Raw genomic sequence first — 18770 nt, forward strand, 5'->3', positions numbered from 1 at the left:
TTTCTCTATCTGTTCGTCTCAAGTACTATTTGTTTTTCCTAATCTAACTTGTCCTCAATACTAACCGCAGTTTGATAAAAACTGCGGTTTATCTCTTTTCTCTACTTGTCACTATACTCATTTCTGTATCCGTTGTATAGACACCTGCTCAAAATGTCAAAAAATCGACTAACTATAACAATTTAATCGCTAAATAATGTTGGTGTTACCTCATTAGAAGGCATTCCTTCTTCTTTCGTTTGCGAATTATAGGGAACGATGTAGTACGTTGGTGATTTAAATAGATTTATGCGTTCTACTTCATATGAGCCTTTGCCTTTCACTTTTCCAATTACGTTTCGTTCACTACCTTGCTTTTCATAAACATAGTAGACAACGCGCTTATCTTCTGAAGGTTCCCACGTTAGATTAACCGTCAGCAGTCCAAATGGTTGAAATGTTAACTCTTGCTGGAGCGAGTTAATAATTGGCAGCCTGATTGGGTCAGGTAAATCTTTGACGCCTTTTGGTTTTTTAAATACTTTACCTGTTTCTTGCTTTGCCTCTGTCAAAATATCTTTGAACAATTGACTTGGATAAGAGCTACCTTTTGTAAGGTAATGCTGGTTATCCGTACGATCATATCCCATCCAAACGGCTCCCACTACACTTGGCGTATAGCCAACAAACCAAGCATCACGCGTTGCTCCTTTCACCCCAGCATAAGAAGTGGATCCCGTCTTCCCAGCCAGCGCTCCTTCGTACTTACCTACCGATGCTGTTCCATCTTTGACAACAGCTTCTAGCATTTTCGTCATATACCATGCGTTTTGGTTTGAAAATACGTTTGTAGTACCCTGCTCTGCCTTAGCAATCACGTCACCGTTTTGGTCTTTAATTTCTGAAATAAAGTACGGTTCTTTCTTTTCACCGTCTTGAGCAAACGTACTATAGGCAGATGCTAGCTGAAGAGGCGTAACTCCTTCTGTTAATCCTCCTAATGCAATTGATAGACCCTTGTCTTCCGTTTCTATGTCCAGCTTTGTTAAATAGGCTTTTGCAGTCGAAATTCCTAGCTTGTTTAAGGTCCAAACCGCTGGAATATTCTTGGAGTCTTTAATTGCGTCATACATTGTAACTTTTCCTGCATACTGCCCGTTAATATTTTGGGGCTTATATTGCCCAAAGTTTTGCTTCTTATCACTTAAGAGAGAATACGGTTTATAAAGGCTTTCCTGCAAAGCAGGTCCATAAACCGCTAAAGGCTTCATCGTTGAACCTGGTTGACGCTTTACTTTTACACGATTTAATCCTTTTTGAACGTAGTCTCGTCCACCCATTACGGATAAAACGCCGCCCGTACGATGATTCATTAATACAAAAGCACCTTGGGCTTGTTCATCCACTCCTGGAAAATAAGCAGCTTGTTGGAACAATTCATAAGCTGTTTCCTGATAGTCCCTGTTCATCGGAACAGTTACCGTATATCCGCCTCTTAATAAATCATCGCTTGAAATATGATGTTTTTCCGCTGCTTCTTCAATCACCATATCAATATAGGTTAAATAAGCAGGATTTTTCGTTTTTTGCTGTACGTCTAAACTAAGCGTACGTCCTTGCAGTCGTACCACCTCTTCTGCACTTAAAAAATCCGCTTTTTGCATCGAGTTTAAAACCACATTTCGCCGTTCAATACTCTTTTCTGGATGAAGAATAGGAGAATACGAATTTGGACCTTTGGGGAGTGCAGCTAGAAGAGCTCCTTCTTCTACGGTAAGCTCTGATACATCTTTGTTAAAGTACAGTTGAGATGCAGCTTGAATCCCGTAAGCACCGTGTCCAAAATAAATTTGGTTTAAATACATTTCTAAAATTTTTTGTTTACTATAGCGCTGCTCTAAGTTAATAGCTACCATTACTTCTTTTGTTTTACGAAGCCATGACTTATCATTTGTCAAAAAAATATTTTTAGCTAGCTGCTGCGTCAGTGTGCTTCCACCTTCTACTTTACTACCTGCTAAAATATCTTTATATAGCGCTCGCCCAATTGCTTTTACATCGATGCCGTGGTGCTCATAAAAACGGACATCTTCAACTGCAACAAATGCGTTTTGCACATGTTTTGGCACCTCTTCTATTGAAACCGGATCGCGATTTTCTACATATAGCTTCGTAATCTCATCACCGTTTTGGTCAACCAACTTTGTAGCCGAATTCATGACGAATTTTTTCTCATCAATTACATAGCTCCCAAAAAACAAAATCATAATATACCCAATCAGAGCAAATAATAAAATACCTGCTACGATAGAGAATATATAAAGTGCTCGTTTGTACATGCTACCACCTCTCTTCTTTTCATTGCATAATAGCGTATGTAGTACGGCGGTCATATGAAGAAAGCATGAGCCTGTCAATATCATCTTAAAGGACGAGCATCTATTTTTGTATTTTTTTGTTTAACATTTTATAATTTTAGTATGATTAATCTCTTTAAAATGTATGCATTTTCCAATTAAGAAGGAGTGTTCAAAAATGAATTTCTTTATTACATATGGAACTGTTGAATTTTTACAGCACTTAAAAGAACAACACCCCGAAGAAAAATTGTATTTACTTCATAAAGAAGGCGACCAAGGCTGCCTTTTACATGAAACAACTGGTGAAACAATATTTAAAGAAGGTCACAATTATGAAGTGCTAGATTACGTAGGCTCGATTGCAGATGGAAAATATGTGGTGATGAACAACATTGCGGTTACAGATGAAGGACGTCCTTTATTTGAAAGTAGATTTAATCAACGTGCCCGCTTAATTGAAAAAGAGCCCGGCTTTGCTGCGATTCGCGTTTTGCGTCCATTAAGCAACGATACCTATATTATTTTAACTGCCTGGGAAGAAGAAAAAGCCTTTACGGATTGGCAAGCGTCTCAAGCCTATAACCAAGCTCATAAAAAGCGCGGAACATCAGAAGGAGTAGATAAACAGCCAGCTATTTTTCTAAGACCTTCTTACGTCACAAGCTATCATGTTATCCACTAAAATACCCCAATCTCTCTACTAGGTCAGTGTCATATGAAAACACCCATTCATATGATACTATACACTGAACTATAGGGGGATTTTTTATGGGAATGGACCTCGTTTCTCTTCATTGGATATACATCTCTTTTATTTTACTTATCTTAGGATTCATGATTATTAGACGGGATACTACGATCATTTGTATTATTGGTATCTTTCTTCTTTCATTCACTGCTACTTCTTCTCTAACAGGATCGATTAGCGGCGTGTTTTCCAGTTTTATCTATGCTATTACAGAGTTGCTGCCTACTATTTTAATCATTTCAATTATCGTTTCCATGAGTAAAGCGCTTATTACAACGGGCATCAATGACATGATGATTTCTCCTTTTGCTCACTTCATTAAGACACCTACTCTCGCTTATTGGGTCATTGGACTTGTCATGATGATCATTTCCTTCTTTTTCTGGCCTTCTCCAGCCATTGCGCTGTTAGGCGCCGTCTTATTACCTGTTGCATTAAGAGCCGGGTTACCAGCGCTTGGTGTCGCAATGGCCATGAATCTATTTGGTCACGGTATTGCTCTTTCTGGGGATTTTGTCATTCAAGCAGCACCAAAGCTCACTGCGGATGCAGCAGGATTACCCGTTTCAGATGTTATTCAAGCAAGCGTTCCATTAGTGATTACAATGGGCGTTGTCACAACCGTTACGGCTTTTATCTTTTTAAAGAGAGATTTAAAGAACGGTACACTTCCAGTTCAAGCTTCTCCTCTTATTGAAGCAGCTGAAAATACCGAAAAGGTGCAGATGCCTCTTGTTTTGAAAAGAATCCTTGCACTTTTAATTCCAATACTATTTGCCTTAAATGTGTGGGCAATGTTTACGTTTAACTTGCAAGGTGGGGATGCAACAGCTTTAATTGGAGGCACTTCGCTTTTTATCTTAATGATTATCTCCATCATCGGACACCAAAACAAAGGGTTAGAAAAAACAACGTCTTACCTAATTGAAGGATTTCAGTTTGGATTTAAAGTATTTGGCCCGGTCATTCCTATTGCTGCCTTCTTCTACTTAGGTGACGCGGGATTCACGAGTATTATCGGAGACTTTTTACCAAAGGGTTCTCACGGAATTGTAAATGACCTTGGCGTAGCCATTTCTTCCGTTGTTCCTTTAAATGAACAGATTGCTGCTGTGACCGTCATGACCATCGGTGCGATTACCGGCTTAGATGGCTCCGGCTTTTCAGGAATTTCGCTTGTAGGATCCATTTCTCAACTATTTGCTACTGCAATTGGCAGCGGTACTGCTACGCTGACTGCTTTAGGGCAAGTTGCGGGCATCTGGGTTGGCGGCGGTACTCCACCATAAATAATATACATATAGTCTTTCTGCTTACTAAAAACAAAAAAGCACAGCGTGTATAAAAAGTGTTGGCGCACTTTTTATACCGTCCGCCTACTGAGGATAGGCAAACACTTGCTGTACTCTTAAATGTAGTTTAATACATTACAGGGTTCATTAGCAACGGTTTGCTATCACTGGTGAATCGTTGCTTTTTGTTTCTAAAAAGGAGACAGGACCCTATGAAGAAACGAATTGAAGTTATTGCAAGTGAAGAATCATTTAACAACCTTTCTACATTTACAGATCTTAAAGAAATGAACGAAACAGTTAGAACGTATAAAGATATGCTATGTACGTCTATTAAGCGTGCAGACGTACGTGCAAGACTTATCACATTACTAGAGCTTTTAAAACGCCATAGCTGTAAACAATTAGGTGTGAGCTATATGAATAAGAATACCATTGCAGCTAAACTAGAAGTATCTTATAAAACTGTGCAGCGTTTAATGAAGAAACTTGAGGATTTAAAGGTGATTAAACAAGTTCCAATGAAACGCAGTAAAGACATGTTACAAACATCAAATGCCATCGTGATTGAGCCAATTGAAGAAATGTCCGACAAGACACCTATTGAAAAGTCCAAGAAGTGTCCGGCCATTAAAACAACTACTCCTTCTTTAAAACAAAATATTAATAATAAACGTAATAGAACGTGCGCTTTAACACCTAAAGTTGCTAATTCTTTTTCCAAAGCAAACTTTGTGCCTCATTGGGTACCAGAACAATTTGCTGATCTAGTAAGCTGCTTTTACAATGAGTCCTCCACAATCTCAGAAATGTGGAAGGTTGTGAAGCAATGCAACCGTGTTATTAATCATATGACAGAAGAACGTGCGTTCACTCCACAACAAGAGTTAACTGTTGGATTAAAAGCTGTGAAAGAACTTGTGATGAAGGTTAAACAAGAAGCTAAGATTGATAATCTATTTGGGTATTTTAACGGCATTGTAAATAATGTGATGGATAAGCTCTATTTTGATGCTAACTTTATGAATCGATATATTTAAATATATCATTTGCGTGTTTTGTTTAAACACCATTAAAGTACTTTAAATTCAAGTCATAGCCCCTATCAAAATAATCTTAATGGAGTTAGTCAAAAGCCATAGGAAAATAGATTTTAATGATTTTTACTAAAAAAACAAGTAATATTACAATTATCATCATAAAGTATATAACACATAACACAAGTTACCCCTCCCCTTGTGTTCAAGGGAGGGATAACTTACCTTCTTTTAATGTTCATGTAATTTCTAAAAAAGCAACTATAATGCTGAAATCTTTTGGTATAGTTTAGCTAAGAGATATCCAATAATAACTCCCAAACTGTTCGTTATGATATCGTTAATGTCTGCAATTCTACCTCTTGGAACAACGTATTGTAAGAACTCCATTAAAAAAGATAATAGGAATCCTAATAAAGTAACTTTTAATAATTTATTTTGTATTTTAAAAGTTATTAAGAATCCGAAAGGTACAAATAAACAGATATTCAATAAGATGTTTCTAAAAACTAAGTCTAAACTAACAGAATTTTTTAACATAATATATATGTCAATAAAAGGTACAAAATTATATTGTCTATCAAAAACAACAATGCCAGGTAAAAGAGTAGAAAAATTAGTAACAAAAAAAACAGCTATCAATGATATAATAATTCCGCAATCAACTACTAACTCCCTAAATGAAAATTTCTTATTACTTTTTTTATTTCTTAATAGCTTTATGGCTATAAAGACTGTTAATACAATAAAAGAAACTAAAAGAAAAAATGGAATAAAACCACCAAAAGCTCTTAATAATTGAGTCATATTTTCCCCTTCCATTAAAAAATTTAAATATAAAAAACAAAATTCCAACGATAGGAATTTTGTTTTTATTTTCATATCACCATGTTAATTTTATAGAAACGCTCCCTCTCATAGGAAGGCCTGAATAATTTCGCAAATAGATTCTATACTCTCCAGAGCCACTTTTATCTTTAGTTAGCTCCGTAGAGGAACCAACTGTAGACGAAACAGCTTTTTTAGCCACATCTGTGTATGAAGTTTTGTATTTCTTTTGTAAAAAAATTGTGATTTTAGCATCATTAACACCTGATGAAGGGTTTAATTTAACAGTTGCCGTTGGAGTACTGTCTGCTTTAATCCATCTACCAAAAACTCCTCCAGTCATGCTATAAGTTGAGGTATAAGAGCTGCTACCTGCTAATACGTAGCTTCCTGGAATTAAGATTGCAAAAATAATTACAATAGAACTTAAAATCTTTTTGGCTTTTTTCATTTTTTGTTCCACCCTTTAATGTAATATAATATAGTAAAAAAGACTTTTATTATATTACATTAAAGGGATGTTTTTGTAAATATGTTTTTTTTATCAAGTCACTTCTAAGCGCTTATATTTATATTTTTTTTCAAATCTATTAAACATAGATATATTTACTACTACACCTATAGAGCCTAAAAGTAAAACCAAAGAAGATCCACCAAAGCTAATAAAAGGTAAGGTAACACCTGTTATAGGTAAAATCCCTGTTACTGCGCCTAAATTAACAAATGCTTGAATACCAATCATAACTGATATACCTACAGCAAGAAGTGCTCCAAAGCTATCTTGACATTGAATTGATATTTTCAAACCTCGAAATACTATAAAAAACAAAAGGAATAAAACAACCACTACTCCTAAAAACCCTAATTCATCAGCAATAACAGCCATAATAAAATCAGTATGTGATTCTGGCAAATAACCAGCTTTTTGTATACTTTGTCCAAGACCGCTTCCTAAAATCCCTCCATTACTTATAGCAAGATAAGAATTAACTAGTTGGTATCCATTACCTAATTCCTCTTCGAATGGATTCATAAAACTTGTAAATCTACCTAATCTAACTGGTGAAAATATAATGTCCAGATTTCCTGTTATTAATAGTATTAGTAATACAATGAACATAATTATTATGCTTAGTAATACTAACTTTAAAATTGTTTTAAGTTCTATACCCGAGCATACAACAATTGATCCACACGTAATTAAGATAAGTAAAATTCCACCATAGTCAGGCTGGAGAGCTATTAGAAAACAAATCAAACAAACAATCATCGCAGGTGGCATAATAGAACGTTTCAAATCATTTATATAACTTTGTTTTTTTGAAAGTACAGCCGCCAAATAAATAATAAGTACTAACTTAGTAACTTCTAAAGGTTGAATTGTTAATGGTCCAATTTTAAACCAGCTTTGCGCATTTCCAGCTGTATGACCAAATATTAATACTGCAACTAGGAGCATAATTACAATCAGTAGAGAACATTGTAAAAGCTTTTTGTTGCTATATATTTTGTAAGGTACGAACGAAGTGATGCAAAAAATTAAAAGTCCTAAAATCAATGCTATCTTTTGTTTTTGATAAAAATAATCTGCTGATACACCATATCGTGTTATAGCTGTAATCATGCTAGAGCTATATACCATTAACAATCCAATTAAACACAGAAAGACTATAGCAAAAATAAATTTGTAATCATAACATTTTAAAATTTTTTTAAACATATTAACTCCTAATGTTTTTTATAATTTCATATGAACATAAAAATAATTATGAAGAATAGAGTTATAGCAAGCGTAATAATACCTCTTTTTAGCTTATCTGCTATAAGACAATCATAGATACCATGTAAAATACAAGAAATAAACACAACTATAGTACATATTTCATATAAAAATGCACTATCAAAATACCAACCTAATATCATTAATATTAGTAAAAAATACAATGATATTTCAGTAATTACCTTTTCATTTACTATTTTTTTTGACTTCACATATACACCTCGAAACTATATTATAAGATTCTTCTGTTTTTAAAGCTTGAGTTAACGTTTTATACGTATTTTTATTTCTTAAACAATCTACTCACTGATGTAAACCCTAGACCTTTAATCATTGCGAGCCTAAAAATATTCTTACATTACATTAACTTTATCACTTTAAGATAATTTTTTAAATCTTTAATACTAACTCCATTCATATCAGTAGAGTTAATTATTAAAAATAATTAATTTTTTCGAAATTAACTGTTTACCAATAATATTTACATGATAAAATATACTAAAATGTAATTATATGTAATAAATATAATAAGTTTTAGAGGATGGCAAGAAATGAAAAAAATAATTACATATTCACTAGCTTCAACTTTAATATTAGGATCAGCAACACCGATTGCTGCACAAAGTAAAGAGCAAGAAGAAACAATCGTTGCTAATGAAAGTGAACAGCAAGAGTTTACTTATATCTACAAAGATATTGAGTTTACTGGAAATGTTCAGATGTCTGAAGAACAACTAGAAGGGTTGTATAATAATGCTGTCTCACCTGAACCGACATTTACTACTTTTGGTGCTGACTCTGGTTTAGGTTATGTTTCAGTAATATCTCCTAAATACGTAACATATAAAAATACAACAACAAAATGGGCAGCAGAATTAATTGTAGCTTATCTTGTTTCAAAAGCTCCTACAAAGATTGCATCAGCTGTCTTTGGTTCTTGGACTTTAGGTAAAATACAAGGCTGGGCTAGTTCTATAGGGCCCACATATGTAGGTGCATGGGTTTCTACTTCTTACGTTTCAGGACAACGGCGCTATTATGAAACTTTAGCTCACTACAAAAATAGTAACTATACATCCCCAAAATCTGTACAATATTATGATGTCACTGCTAAATGGAAGAAATGAAAATGCAGAATTCCTATGAACACAAAGTAGTAAAACCCAATAGAAAGTATGACAATTTCTTAACTTTTGTTGTACTAACAGTCTCTTTAAGAATGTTCGATTTTTTTGAAAAATATATCAATAATAACTATATTGGATGGGCGTCTACATTAGTTTTCTTTATAGTAATACTAGCTTTAATTAGTAAAGTTAATCTTTCATTAAAATTAAGAAAATTATGCGAAAGATTGAAAATTAATATTTTTATGTTATATGGAACCTATATAATAATTCACTTTATAATTTTTATGTTTATTTTTAAACTAGATTAATTGTATAGACTGTATGAAAAGCAAACCAAAACAGGAGCTAAGTTATAAAGCTCCTGTTTTGGTTTTTAATAACCTTTAGACTTTAAAACAGCTTTTAATTTACTTTTTGTGTTCGCCCCATAAACACCATCTACTTGTCTGGGTACATACACAGACTGAAAACGTCTAACTGCATCAGCTGTGTCATTACCATAAACACCATCTACGCCATTATTTTTTGCATTTTTGTTGGGATAAAAATGCAATGCAGCTAAAGCCGATTGTAATTGACGTACAGATTCTCCACGTGCGCCCTTTTTAAGTACTCCTGAAGGTAATGGGTATTGATAAGCTGATTGCGGCTGTTTAGGTATTTCTGGCTCTAGTGTGTACGCATGCTGTGCTTTTCCTAATTTAATGGTTTGACCAACTTTTAACTTTGTTGGTTCTACACCAGGATTAGCAGCAATTAAATCATTGACTGTAATTCCTGCTGGACCGTCTTTTTCAGCAATTGACCAGAATGTATCACCTTCTTGAATTGTATATAAGTCCGGTGGCAACGAAGGCTTTTGGTTTGCTCCAGGTGCAATTGTTTCTAAGATGTCTTTAAATGCTTTGTTATAATCATATACGCAGCATGCTTTCCACGAGTACCCTGGCATTTCATTATGCGATTTATCGTATTTCCCAATACCGTCTTTAATTAAGGCATTACGCAAGTCAATAATGGATGCAATGGCAGCCACACTTAATTTATCTGTACGATAATCACCAATAACACAAATACCAAGTCCAATTGTATTACTATTACCGACATGGTAACTACGCTTACTAATGTCTACACAATAATAAATAGCAGCCTTTCCATTGATAATTGTATTTGGATCAATGATTAGGTGATATGCAATTTCGGGCCAACCATTTGTGCCTACATGGAAGTTAGCAAAGGAAACAATGTTCGAGCCACCTGCAGATAACTTTGTTAAAGAGTGATGCCACACACGAGTTGTAATGGATTTAACCCCATTTGCACGTTTATTGTAAGAACCTTTGCTTGGTAGTTTTCCTCGCTTATCAACCAATTGTGGTAACTGTTGAAATTTATAAGTCATTCTCTTTCTCCTCCTTGTTTTTAGGTATATAAAAAGCCACTGCAGAGACAGTGACTTATTGACCTTCTATTTGTTCACGAATATCCTTAATTTCATCTTGCATACCTGTCACACTTTGTTCAATACGTTGCAACGTATCTGTGGTACGCTCCACATGACTCATTAAACGATCTTCACGCTCTTTTGATTCCTTTGTAACCTTAAATAATAACCAAATAAATAATGCTGCAAATGGCCCATTTTGAAGAAGTGTATTCCAAACTTGCTCTTCAAACATAATTACCCCACCCTTTTATAAAAATAAAGAGAGGCAATAGCCCCTCTTTTTGTTTGTTATCTATTAAGCTACTGTTTCCTGTTTAATTCTCATAATCCGCACAATTTGGGAAGCTTGCAATACAACTTCACCAATGGACACCATTCCGCCACCAGCACTATTAATGCTTTGTAAGACTACTAGAGGGTTATAATTTTCTACATACACTTTAATAACCGTATTATCATTTAATGTAATTTCAACATTTGCTTCAGGATTCTCTACTTTTGTCATAACGCGAACAACTGAATAACGTTGTGCAATAACGTCACCAATAATGACCATTGAATACTCTTGATTGTTTAATGTTTCGGCTAAAATTTGTGCATTATACTCCTCGATAATCGTTTCAAAGTTTAATCCGTTAATCATTTTCACTTGTACTTCCATTGTTGCATTCCACCTTGATTAGGTCTTATGCAGTTTAACGTCATCAGCATAGTTATAGACGCATTCAAACACATTTATTTAGCGCTTGGATTGGCCATGTTGTTTTGTATTGTTACGATTATTTGTTTGCTGCTTTTTTAACTGATTTTTGAACTTGTTTGTTTCTTTCACTTGATTCTGGTGACGCTCTTCTGCAGCTTTTACTTCTTGATCTAGTTGGATAACAGTTCCTTCTAACTGTCGAGAATACGCTTTGTACTTCATTAGCTCTGTATTCAAGCGAAACTGTTCTTCTTGGTATTGCTGAATAATTAAATCAGAATTAACTTGTACCGCTTGTGTTTGATTTGTTTGGTTTTGTTCCATGATTAAATTCCACCTTTTTTTCGTTTATGGGTATAAAAAAGAGCCCCTAACAGGGACTCCTTTATACTGCAGATACAGCTTTTTTTAATGCGTCAACTTCTTGGATTAAGACACCTAACACATCGTGTATATCATTTTTCTCTTTTTCTAAGCGTTCAATTTCCTCTTGCTGTTCTTGGTTTTGTTTCCACACAAGAGCCAGTGTTGTATATAAATCAATGTTGTTTTCAAACTTCATAAGAGAAGGTGTCATTTCCGTGATGAACCCTATTTTCTTATCAAAGTAATTACCACCAACGACATCAGAAATAGTGTGGTATTCATGTACATCTACATCTTTTAATAAAGAGGTTGCTTTGAAATCTACTTCTCGAATATTCGTCTTTGAAAGAGACGTTGAACGTGTACCCACTGTTTGCACAATAATTGGTCGGTAATCTGGACTACTACTATCAATGTTAAAACTTGTATTTCTAAGTACGTGCACACTACCCGAACCACTCGGACGCAAATAAACATGCTGTGTAGAGCCTGTGTTTTCAGTAGCAGCAGTGACAGCCATATAGCCTGTTGTAGACTCTAAATTACCATTCGCAATGCTGACATACTTTCCAATCGCTCGGAACTCATTCGCAGCAAAATCAGCATAATCCGTATTGGCTGCATTACGAGCATATACAGCCGTTCGGTCTTTTAAAAAGACAAGCTGCGCTCTGGCCCCTTGAACAGCAGGGTTAGAATCAGCGTCTTGTGTTTTCTGAATACGAATAAACGGATCTGAACCCTGCCAGAAGATATGCTGTCCTGAATTGTTAATCGAGTAATAATGACCAGCTGATTGTTTTAGACGGAATGAACCGTCATATAAATCAATCCCAGCACCACCACTGCCAATATTAATAACACTCCCACTCAAGGTATCAAAGGTAGACGCTCGGATGATAACACTTCGTAGTTCTCCAGCTGTTACAACCCCTAAGTTAGCAGAAATTGAAGAAAGATTATTAACGTTTAATTTTTCGGCTGAGATTGTACCGTTAACCACCATTTTTCCAGTGTGTTTGCGAATGATTTTTATATTTTGAATCATATAGCCTGTATCTCCACCACTGGAGGGTTGGTCAATTTGAAAGTATGGTTTCCCTTGAAATGTCGTGGAATCCGTTACTTTATGATGCCATGCCACAGAAGTCCATTGCTGATAAGGAGCAGGTGTTTCCCATGAATTCATTCGCCATGGACTGGAAGTATTACTCCCATCGGGTTTTCCTTCCCAAAAACCAGCTTGCAAGCTTCCACTACCTTTATACCGATACACATCTGCTGTAATTAAAAACTCATCACCAGCTATCATGTGTATAGGTATATCATGAGCAATGTGGTCACGACTACTAAGAGGGATGGAATAATAGTTATGTGTATCATTCATAATAGCTGGCAAACCAAAACTGCCGATTTTAGGATCTAAGTTCTGATTAGGCCACAAATTCGTAAAATCTCCAACAGCAATTTGACGTACAGTAATTGTATTAGTTTCAATCTTTCCACCATTTATCGTGGTTTTACCACTTACTCGCCAATCGTTCACTGTACTAACAGCTGAACTGGCATAATTCTTAGCATTTACTTCTGCATTATTAGCTTTTGTAGATGCATCACTTGCAGCTACAGCAATTGCACTGTTTTTAGCAGCATCAGCTTTGGATTGAGCGCCTGAAGGAGTTTCTTTTGCGTCCCAAATACTAGCTTTAGAATCAAGAGTTGTTTTGGCTGTTGTACCTGAATTGATTTTATTTTGAACATCAGAATTAAAAGAATTGAACGTTACAAGTCCTGTTAAATTTAAATTTCGAGCAATTAAATCAATAGCTGTAGATGTTTGTACAATCTTAGAAGCAATTGTGTTTCCATTATAATCAGTTGTAGAAACCTTTTGAGCGATTAAAGCAGCTTGTTGTGTGATAGTTGACTCCGCTGTGGAGACTCGTGTACTTACGCTATTGATTTGTGCATCAATATCTTCAGGAGCTGGTGTCCAGTCTGTCGCTTTATTTCCCGCTTCTAATTTCAAACCTGCAATTTGCAATTTTGCCCCAGAAGAGCCGAATCCATTAGCTTCAACCCTTAATCCACCTGCCTGCATAGGCTTTCCTATTGCAACAAATTTTGCTGTATAAAGCTTCCAATCTGTAGTAACTTTATAATCACCATTGTTATCCCTCAACGTGTTTAATATTACATTCGTTCCTTGCGAGTTGGTCTCGCTAGTAAAGTATGGGCATATGCTATTTTCATTAATTGACGCTCTTAACCATACAGATGCAATGTACTCTTTCCCTGCTTCTAAAGGTTCGATTTCGGACTGATTTAGATAATAATAATTCCAATCCCCTATTTGTTCTTGAACAATAAAGTTTTTAAATGTTTGACTCGTTATAGATGGTGAACCTCCACCTTTTGTCCATCCAGACCAATCCTTCGTTCCTTTTAGTAAATTTCTTCCACCAATCGAAAGAGAGTCGAATTGAGTTTGGGTTACACGTTGCTGAATTTCAGTTGCTTGTTGCGTAATTAGACTCTCTGCAGATGTCAATCGTGTTGTAACCGTGCTAATCTTTCCGTCTGTATAGCTCTTTGCATTTGCCTCTGCTGTACTAGCTTTTGTATTTGCATGGTTTTTGGCGTTTGTTTCGGCCGTATTTGCTTTTGTTTGAGCGCTACTGTCAGCATACGATTTCGTATTTGTAATTTCTTGTGTGAATGTAGATGATGTTACACGTTGAGCAATAGCTGCAGCTTGCTGGCTAATCGTGCTCTCTGCTGTATCCAGGCGACCACTTACAGTATCTAATTCACTCTTTTTTGCAAGACTCTTAATCTCAGTAGCTGTTTGGCTGATATTTGTTTCTGCTGTCGAGATACGTCCATCTAAGCCATTAATCTTTTCGTCAACATCTTCTGGAGCTTCTGTCCAGCTAGTGTTTTTATTTCCATATTCCGCTTTAATTTCTCGGTAAAATACTGTTCCATTTTTAAATAAAGACAATCTTACTCTACCGTAAACAACAGAGCTATTTTGGACTTTATGAACATATACAACCCTAACCCATTCATTGTTAGGCAATGAAGTAATATTCATATCAGTTAGCGAAACATCTTTATATTCAACACGGTTTCTATTAATATCTAATAACTCGAATATAAATGGCTTCTTTTCATCATATTGATTAAAGTCAGTAACCTTTATATCCATTGATACTGTAATAGTATCACCCTTCTTCGCAAGGAAAGTGTTTGCATAAGCTGACTTTATAGAGATTGTTGAAAGTCCCGAAGTAGTAACTTTTGCTATCTTACTTGAAGGCTTATCTGCCTCAGCGCTCACAATAGAAAACCCACCACTTACACCTGTCCAATTATCCCAACCTTTGTTAAAAGTCGAGTTTAAGACCAGGTTACGTACACCAATAGAAAGAGCATTAAATTGATCTTGTGTCACTCTTGAAGCAATTTCATTAGCTTGTACGGTTAATTGAGCTTGGTGACTAGAAACTTGATTTGACAATGTGTTAAAGTCGGTTTGTTTCGCTCGTAACGCAATTTGTTCATACGCTAAGTCGATTTCCGTCTGAAGGTTTGTAATGGACTGCAAAGCGTTTGAAACGTTCTGATTGGTTGTAGTTAAAGCTGTCTTTTCTGCTTTTAGGTTGATATTGCTTTCTGCCTGTGTAATACGTGTACCATAGCTCTCAACTGTTCCTTTTAGGTTGTTGAATGTTTCTTTTTCTACCATGAGCTCAATTTTTCCATCTTGCAACACGATAGCTTGTTCAGCTGACGTTACACGTTGGGACACAGTATCTAAAGCCTGTTGCTTTGCACGTAACCCAATCTCTTTTTCATTAACTGTTAACCGGTTTTCACTACTGTCTAAACGCTGCACAATACCCGTTTTATCTGTTTCATAGGTGGTCGTCAACACACGACTATTCAATGCGTTGTCAACTTCTGTTTTGGTATAAACGGTTCCTGCATTTACTTTTGAAGAAAGTTGACCGTTCACATACTCTAAACCAGCTTTTCCATCTAGTGAACTCATAATCTCTTGGACTGTTGAAGAGTAATTTTCATTTGGTACCTTATTGGCTAGATCCGCAATGATTTCTTGAACCTTTTGCTCGTATTCTTCTTTTAGAACCGCACCCATTTCATCTGCATTCGTTGGACCAAGTGCACGCCATTCTGTGCCATTCCACATGTACATGGGTTGTAATGGATCACTTGTATCCACCCATAAGTCTCCGTATAGAGGATTAACAGGTTCAGTCGGTTGCCTTTTAATCACACGTTCTCGGTTAAATACGTCTTGTTGAACCTGTTCAATGGTTTCTCCAATTTCAACCACTTTACCATCCGTGTACTCTTTTGCTTCATCACGACTGTTATCTGCTTTCTCTTGAGCACCTTGAGGCGTTTCAGCACCGACCTCACTGGCTTCTGTTGGCGTGACTTTGCGCCATTGCACCCCATCCCATGTATGCAACACATGAACAGGTCGTGATGTATCCACCCAGAGAACGTTATAAGCCCCCTGTGGAGGCGTTGGTTGTTTGATAATACGTATACGCATATTCTTCTTAAAATCATCAAATTCGGCTAATACGTCACGCTCAGTGTATTCAATAAACTCACCAAGAACATACTCTTTTTCAGATGGATCTAGTAAATCACGTTCAACAGAAATCGTACGTGCTTCCATATACAAAGGGGGCTTATAGTGAAGGTCTTTAATACGGACCGTATCACCAAAGCGAACTTGCTCATGTTCATAACCAGGAATAGACTCTAAATCACCTTGTGAAATCTCATATTCTACAACACTATTAATGCGTTTTTTTAAAGCAGTTTCACCAAGCGATTTGAGCCGTTCAACCGTCATATCTTGGTCAGAAGACTCCGGCTCATAAATATCCCATAGATGCTGGTTATTACGCCCCCAGCGTTGCCGTGCTTCTTCATCTTCGACAGTCGTCGTTATACGCGTACCGTCTTCTTTTTCTGGCCCAAGACATAAAAGTGCTGTGACAATCTCATCTGACTTTTCTTTTCGAACTAGCCCTAGTAGGTCTTTACCGAAGACAATTTCTTTCCCTTTAAAACGCCCAACACGAGTCACTAAATCAACAACACGACGAACAATGCGGTTGCCACTAATTTCAACACGAAACACAAGCTCTAAACCAAACTCTGAGGCAAGTTGTTGTAAAGCTAGATAAGGATTAATGTGCTTATCAAAGACAACCTTCCGCACACCAGCATGCTCAATAACCCCTGGCTCCCATTCTGTGCCGACTAATACATACGAGGTAGCTGTCGCTGCTGTTTGGCCCGTTAAGGTAATAGGTGCAATGGCTTTGGCTTTCTTTAAATCTAAATAAGAGGCGGTTGCTGTAACTTCTAGTACATCACCGTCTTTTTCTGCAGCATCAATGATAAATTCTCGATATTGACCGTCCTCATCCTCAATAACAGCTCTATTGCGCTGCAGGATAAAAGCTGCCTTTTCATCAATAGCCGGCCAGGAAAAGGTGAGAACTTCTTCTAAATTACTGTTCCTTGTATGTGTAGCTGCTTCTAAGCCATGACTTAAAAAGGCAACGATATGATCTGATTGGCTGTTTAACACATGAATCATCTAAATCGCTCCCTCCACATGGCTTTTGTTGGAAGTGCTGGACTTGTCATAATGACATTATCACCGCGTTCAAGGTGAAAAAACTCACCGCCAAACGCTTTTAAATCCATACGCGACTCACCATTAATTAAAATGTTTTCACTTTGATGATCAAAGGTTACAACATCACCAGCACGCACGACATACGGAATTTGATTTTCCGTTAACGAATTCATTTTATAGACTCGAACATCATCCGCACGCAAAGAAGGCACCTTTCGGGTGCCGTATTGTGCAATATAAATGCCAATTTGGGTTGGTTGTCGTAAAAACTGCTTTTCACGATCATGAAACAATTCAAATGCACGAGCTGTGTGTTGACCTGTCTCTTTATTAATTTTAGCTACATAGCCTGTCCATCGTTCTCCTACTTTTTCAATTCGAAGCATACCGTAGAAGTTCCAAAAAGTGCTCTCTTGTTCACCATGTGTACTAATGACATCTTTAAAGCCAATGTCACCGCCACCTAGTCGAACATTCGCATAAATGCGCTTCCCTGCGGAATCAACATCTTTTATAGTGACTGAACAAACAGGAAGGTTGTTGTTATCTAAGAGATACACTTCAACCTTCCCAAACTTGTCCTCTCCTGTATTTAATAGCTCAAGTATCGCCTCTAATCGAAAGTCCGTTAAGGTTTGGCCTAATGTCTTTTTATAAAAAGGCCCATGCCAGCCCTCTGACATGGTTCCGAAGTTTTCAGCGATAAACCGATAACCGTCTGATTTCATGTCACCCGTAGCTCGTCCATCGATATTAACTGACCCTTCTGTTTTGGCCCAACCAAGCGCTGAGGTTAACTTATCATTTAAAACCAGTTCTTCACGCGCTGCAGCATACTCTTCAAGATTCACAATCCGACCAATACGATTAATTTGATCACCATTTGAAATATCAATATGTGTATAGTCATTGTCAACTTGTATCTCAAAGATAGGCTTTGCTTTGACTGTCCCTTTATTTAAAGGTGTAACAAGTGACATACCTTCAGAAATGATGGAATGCTGATATTTAGAAACACTTGAGTATTTATAAGGATCTGGACAAATAAAATTCAGCTTTCCCATCCCTAGTTTTACGATTTCCTCAAAATCAATACTTTGGTCAACGTAAGCGTAATAAATACGGTCTGGTTCATCGTCAAAAATCAAAGGACATGGCTCATCCGTCACAAGCCATGCGGCTAAGTCCTCTTTGATTTTTTGCAAGTCTGCTAAATCTACTCCTTTAATGACAATAGGAACAGCTAGTGGTCTAGGTTCGACATCGGTGCTTTTAGGACGTGCACCTGGTCGATTCGGAACTGTTAATAAATTTCGTTTCAGAGGCGCCCAAGCCGGACGCTCCCTTCCTTTCAATACCTTTAGATAGGGTTTGCGTTCACCATTAAACATCATTCCCATACAAA

The 18770-nt window shown here is 36.5% G+C and carries 14 protein-coding genes; 4 read left to right on the plus strand and 10 right to left on the minus strand.

Annotated features, from left to right (window positions below; genetic code table 11):
• Positions 1–182 precede the first annotated feature (182 nt).
• Complete coding sequence (locus tag AS180_RS05170; protein ID WP_025907623.1) at positions 183–2318, minus strand: transglycosylase domain-containing protein; 2136 nt, start codon at positions 2316–2318, stop codon at positions 183–185.
• 196 nt (positions 2319–2514) lie between these two features.
• Here AS180_RS05170 and AS180_RS05175 point away from each other — a divergent pair, with 196 nt between their 5' ends.
• The 3 genes from AS180_RS05175 to AS180_RS05185 all read left to right on the plus strand — a co-directional run bounded on the left by AS180_RS05175 (position 2515) and on the right by AS180_RS05185 (position 5419).
• Positions 2515–3021: an antibiotic biosynthesis monooxygenase family protein gene (locus tag AS180_RS05175; RefSeq protein ID WP_025907622.1), complete on the plus strand. Its 507-nt coding sequence runs from the start codon at positions 2515–2517 to the stop codon at positions 3019–3021.
• An 86-nt stretch (positions 3022–3107) separates the two neighbouring features.
• Positions 3108–4376: a membrane protein gene (locus AS180_RS05180; protein WP_035319851.1), complete on the plus strand. Its 1269-nt coding sequence runs from the start codon at positions 3108–3110 to the stop codon at positions 4374–4376.
• Between the two features lie 215 nt (positions 4377–4591).
• Positions 4592–5419 carry a hypothetical protein gene (locus AS180_RS05185; protein WP_025907621.1) on the plus strand — a complete coding sequence of 276 codons (828 nt, stop codon included), beginning with the start codon at positions 4592–4594 and terminating at the stop codon, positions 5417–5419.
• 258 nt (positions 5420–5677) lie between these two features.
• Here AS180_RS05185 and AS180_RS05190 read toward each other — a convergent pair whose 3' ends face one another.
• From AS180_RS05190 to AS180_RS05200, 3 genes are all read right to left on the minus strand, one after another.
• Positions 5678–6238 (minus strand): VanZ family protein, encoded by a 561-nt coding sequence (locus AS180_RS05190; RefSeq protein ID WP_081801794.1) that lies wholly within the window; start codon positions 6236–6238, stop codon positions 5678–5680.
• A 61-nt stretch (positions 6239–6299) separates the two neighbouring features.
• Entirely contained in the window at positions 6300–6695 is a 396-nt protein-coding gene (locus AS180_RS05195) for a hypothetical protein (RefSeq protein WP_025906969.1), read from the minus strand.
• A 93-nt stretch (positions 6696–6788) separates the two neighbouring features.
• A complete protein-coding gene (locus AS180_RS05200; protein ID WP_025906972.1) occupies positions 6789–7964 on the minus strand; it encodes an FtsW/RodA/SpoVE family cell cycle protein in 1176 nt (391 codons plus the stop codon).
• Positions 7965–8575: 611 nt separating this feature from the next.
• On the opposite strand from AS180_RS05200, the gene AS180_RS05210 reads away from it, so the two are divergent.
• Positions 8576–9151, plus strand: coding sequence for a hypothetical protein (locus tag AS180_RS05210; RefSeq protein WP_025906975.1), 576 nt, complete (start codon positions 8576–8578; stop codon positions 9149–9151).
• A gap of 376 nt (positions 9152–9527) precedes the next feature.
• Here the strand turns inward: AS180_RS05210 and AS180_RS05220 are convergent, their stop codons facing one another.
• From AS180_RS05220 to AS180_RS05245, 6 genes are all read right to left on the minus strand, one after another.
• Complete coding sequence (locus AS180_RS05220) at positions 9528–10556, minus strand: peptidoglycan-binding protein (protein ID WP_025906979.1); 1029 nt, start codon at positions 10554–10556, stop codon at positions 9528–9530.
• 55 nt (positions 10557–10611) lie between these two features.
• Positions 10612–10833: a BhlA/UviB family holin-like peptide gene (locus AS180_RS05225; protein WP_025906981.1), complete on the minus strand. Its 222-nt coding sequence runs from the start codon at positions 10831–10833 to the stop codon at positions 10612–10614.
• A gap of 63 nt (positions 10834–10896) precedes the next feature.
• Positions 10897–11262: a hypothetical protein gene (locus tag AS180_RS05230; RefSeq protein WP_025906983.1), complete on the minus strand. Its 366-nt coding sequence runs from the start codon at positions 11260–11262 to the stop codon at positions 10897–10899.
• Positions 11263–11340: 78 nt separating this feature from the next.
• Positions 11341–11628: a hypothetical protein gene (locus AS180_RS05235; RefSeq protein WP_025906985.1), complete on the minus strand. Its 288-nt coding sequence runs from the start codon at positions 11626–11628 to the stop codon at positions 11341–11343.
• Positions 11629–11689: 61 nt separating this feature from the next.
• Complete coding sequence (locus AS180_RS05240) at positions 11690–17323, minus strand: phage tail spike protein (RefSeq protein ID WP_062686513.1); 5634 nt, start codon at positions 17321–17323, stop codon at positions 11690–11692.
• Positions 17320–18765, minus strand: a complete 1446-nt coding sequence (locus AS180_RS05245; RefSeq protein WP_062686514.1) for a distal tail protein Dit — start codon at positions 18763–18765, stop codon at positions 17320–17322. The genes AS180_RS05240 and AS180_RS05245 overlap by 4 nt, the downstream gene beginning before the upstream one ends.
• Positions 18766–18770: the final 5 nt, after the last annotated feature.

The sequence above is a fragment of the Priestia veravalensis genome (assembly GCF_001457055.1).
In the GTDB taxonomy this organism is placed as follows: domain Bacteria; phylum Bacillota; class Bacilli; order Bacillales; family Bacillaceae_H; genus Priestia; species Priestia flexa.

Coding starts and splice junctions, on each gene's coding strand:
- AS180_RS05170 (WP_025907623.1), bottom strand. CDS start 2,318: ATGTACAAACGAGCACTTTATATATTCTCTATCGTAGCAGGTATTTTA.
- AS180_RS05175 (WP_025907622.1), top strand. CDS start 2,515: ATGAATTTCTTTATTACATATGGAACTGTTGAATTTTTACAGCACTTA.
- AS180_RS05180 (WP_035319851.1), top strand. CDS start 3,108: ATGGGAATGGACCTCGTTTCTCTTCATTGGATATACATCTCTTTTATT.
- AS180_RS05185 (WP_025907621.1), top strand. CDS start 4,592: ATGAAGAAACGAATTGAAGTTATTGCAAGTGAAGAATCATTTAACAAC.
- AS180_RS05190 (WP_081801794.1), bottom strand. CDS start 6,238: ATGGAAGGGGAAAATATGACTCAATTATTAAGAGCTTTTGGTGGTTTT.
- AS180_RS05195 (WP_025906969.1), bottom strand. CDS start 6,695: ATGAAAAAAGCCAAAAAGATTTTAAGTTCTATTGTAATTATTTTTGCA.
- AS180_RS05200 (WP_025906972.1), bottom strand. CDS start 7,964: ATGTTTAAAAAAATTTTAAAATGTTATGATTACAAATTTATTTTTGCT.
- AS180_RS05210 (WP_025906975.1), top strand. CDS start 8,576: ATGAAAAAAATAATTACATATTCACTAGCTTCAACTTTAATATTAGGA.
- AS180_RS05220 (WP_025906979.1), bottom strand. CDS start 10,556: ATGACTTATAAATTTCAACAGTTACCACAATTGGTTGATAAGCGAGGA.
- AS180_RS05225 (WP_025906981.1), bottom strand. CDS start 10,833: ATGTTTGAAGAGCAAGTTTGGAATACACTTCTTCAAAATGGGCCATTT.
- AS180_RS05230 (WP_025906983.1), bottom strand. CDS start 11,262: ATGGAAGTACAAGTGAAAATGATTAACGGATTAAACTTTGAAACGATT.
- AS180_RS05235 (WP_025906985.1), bottom strand. CDS start 11,628: ATGGAACAAAACCAAACAAATCAAACACAAGCGGTACAAGTTAATTCT.
- AS180_RS05240 (WP_062686513.1), bottom strand. CDS start 17,323: ATGATTCATGTGTTAAACAGCCAATCAGATCATATCGTTGCCTTTTTA.
- AS180_RS05245 (WP_062686514.1), bottom strand. CDS start 18,765: ATGGGAATGATGTTTAATGGTGAACGCAAACCCTATCTAAAGGTATTG.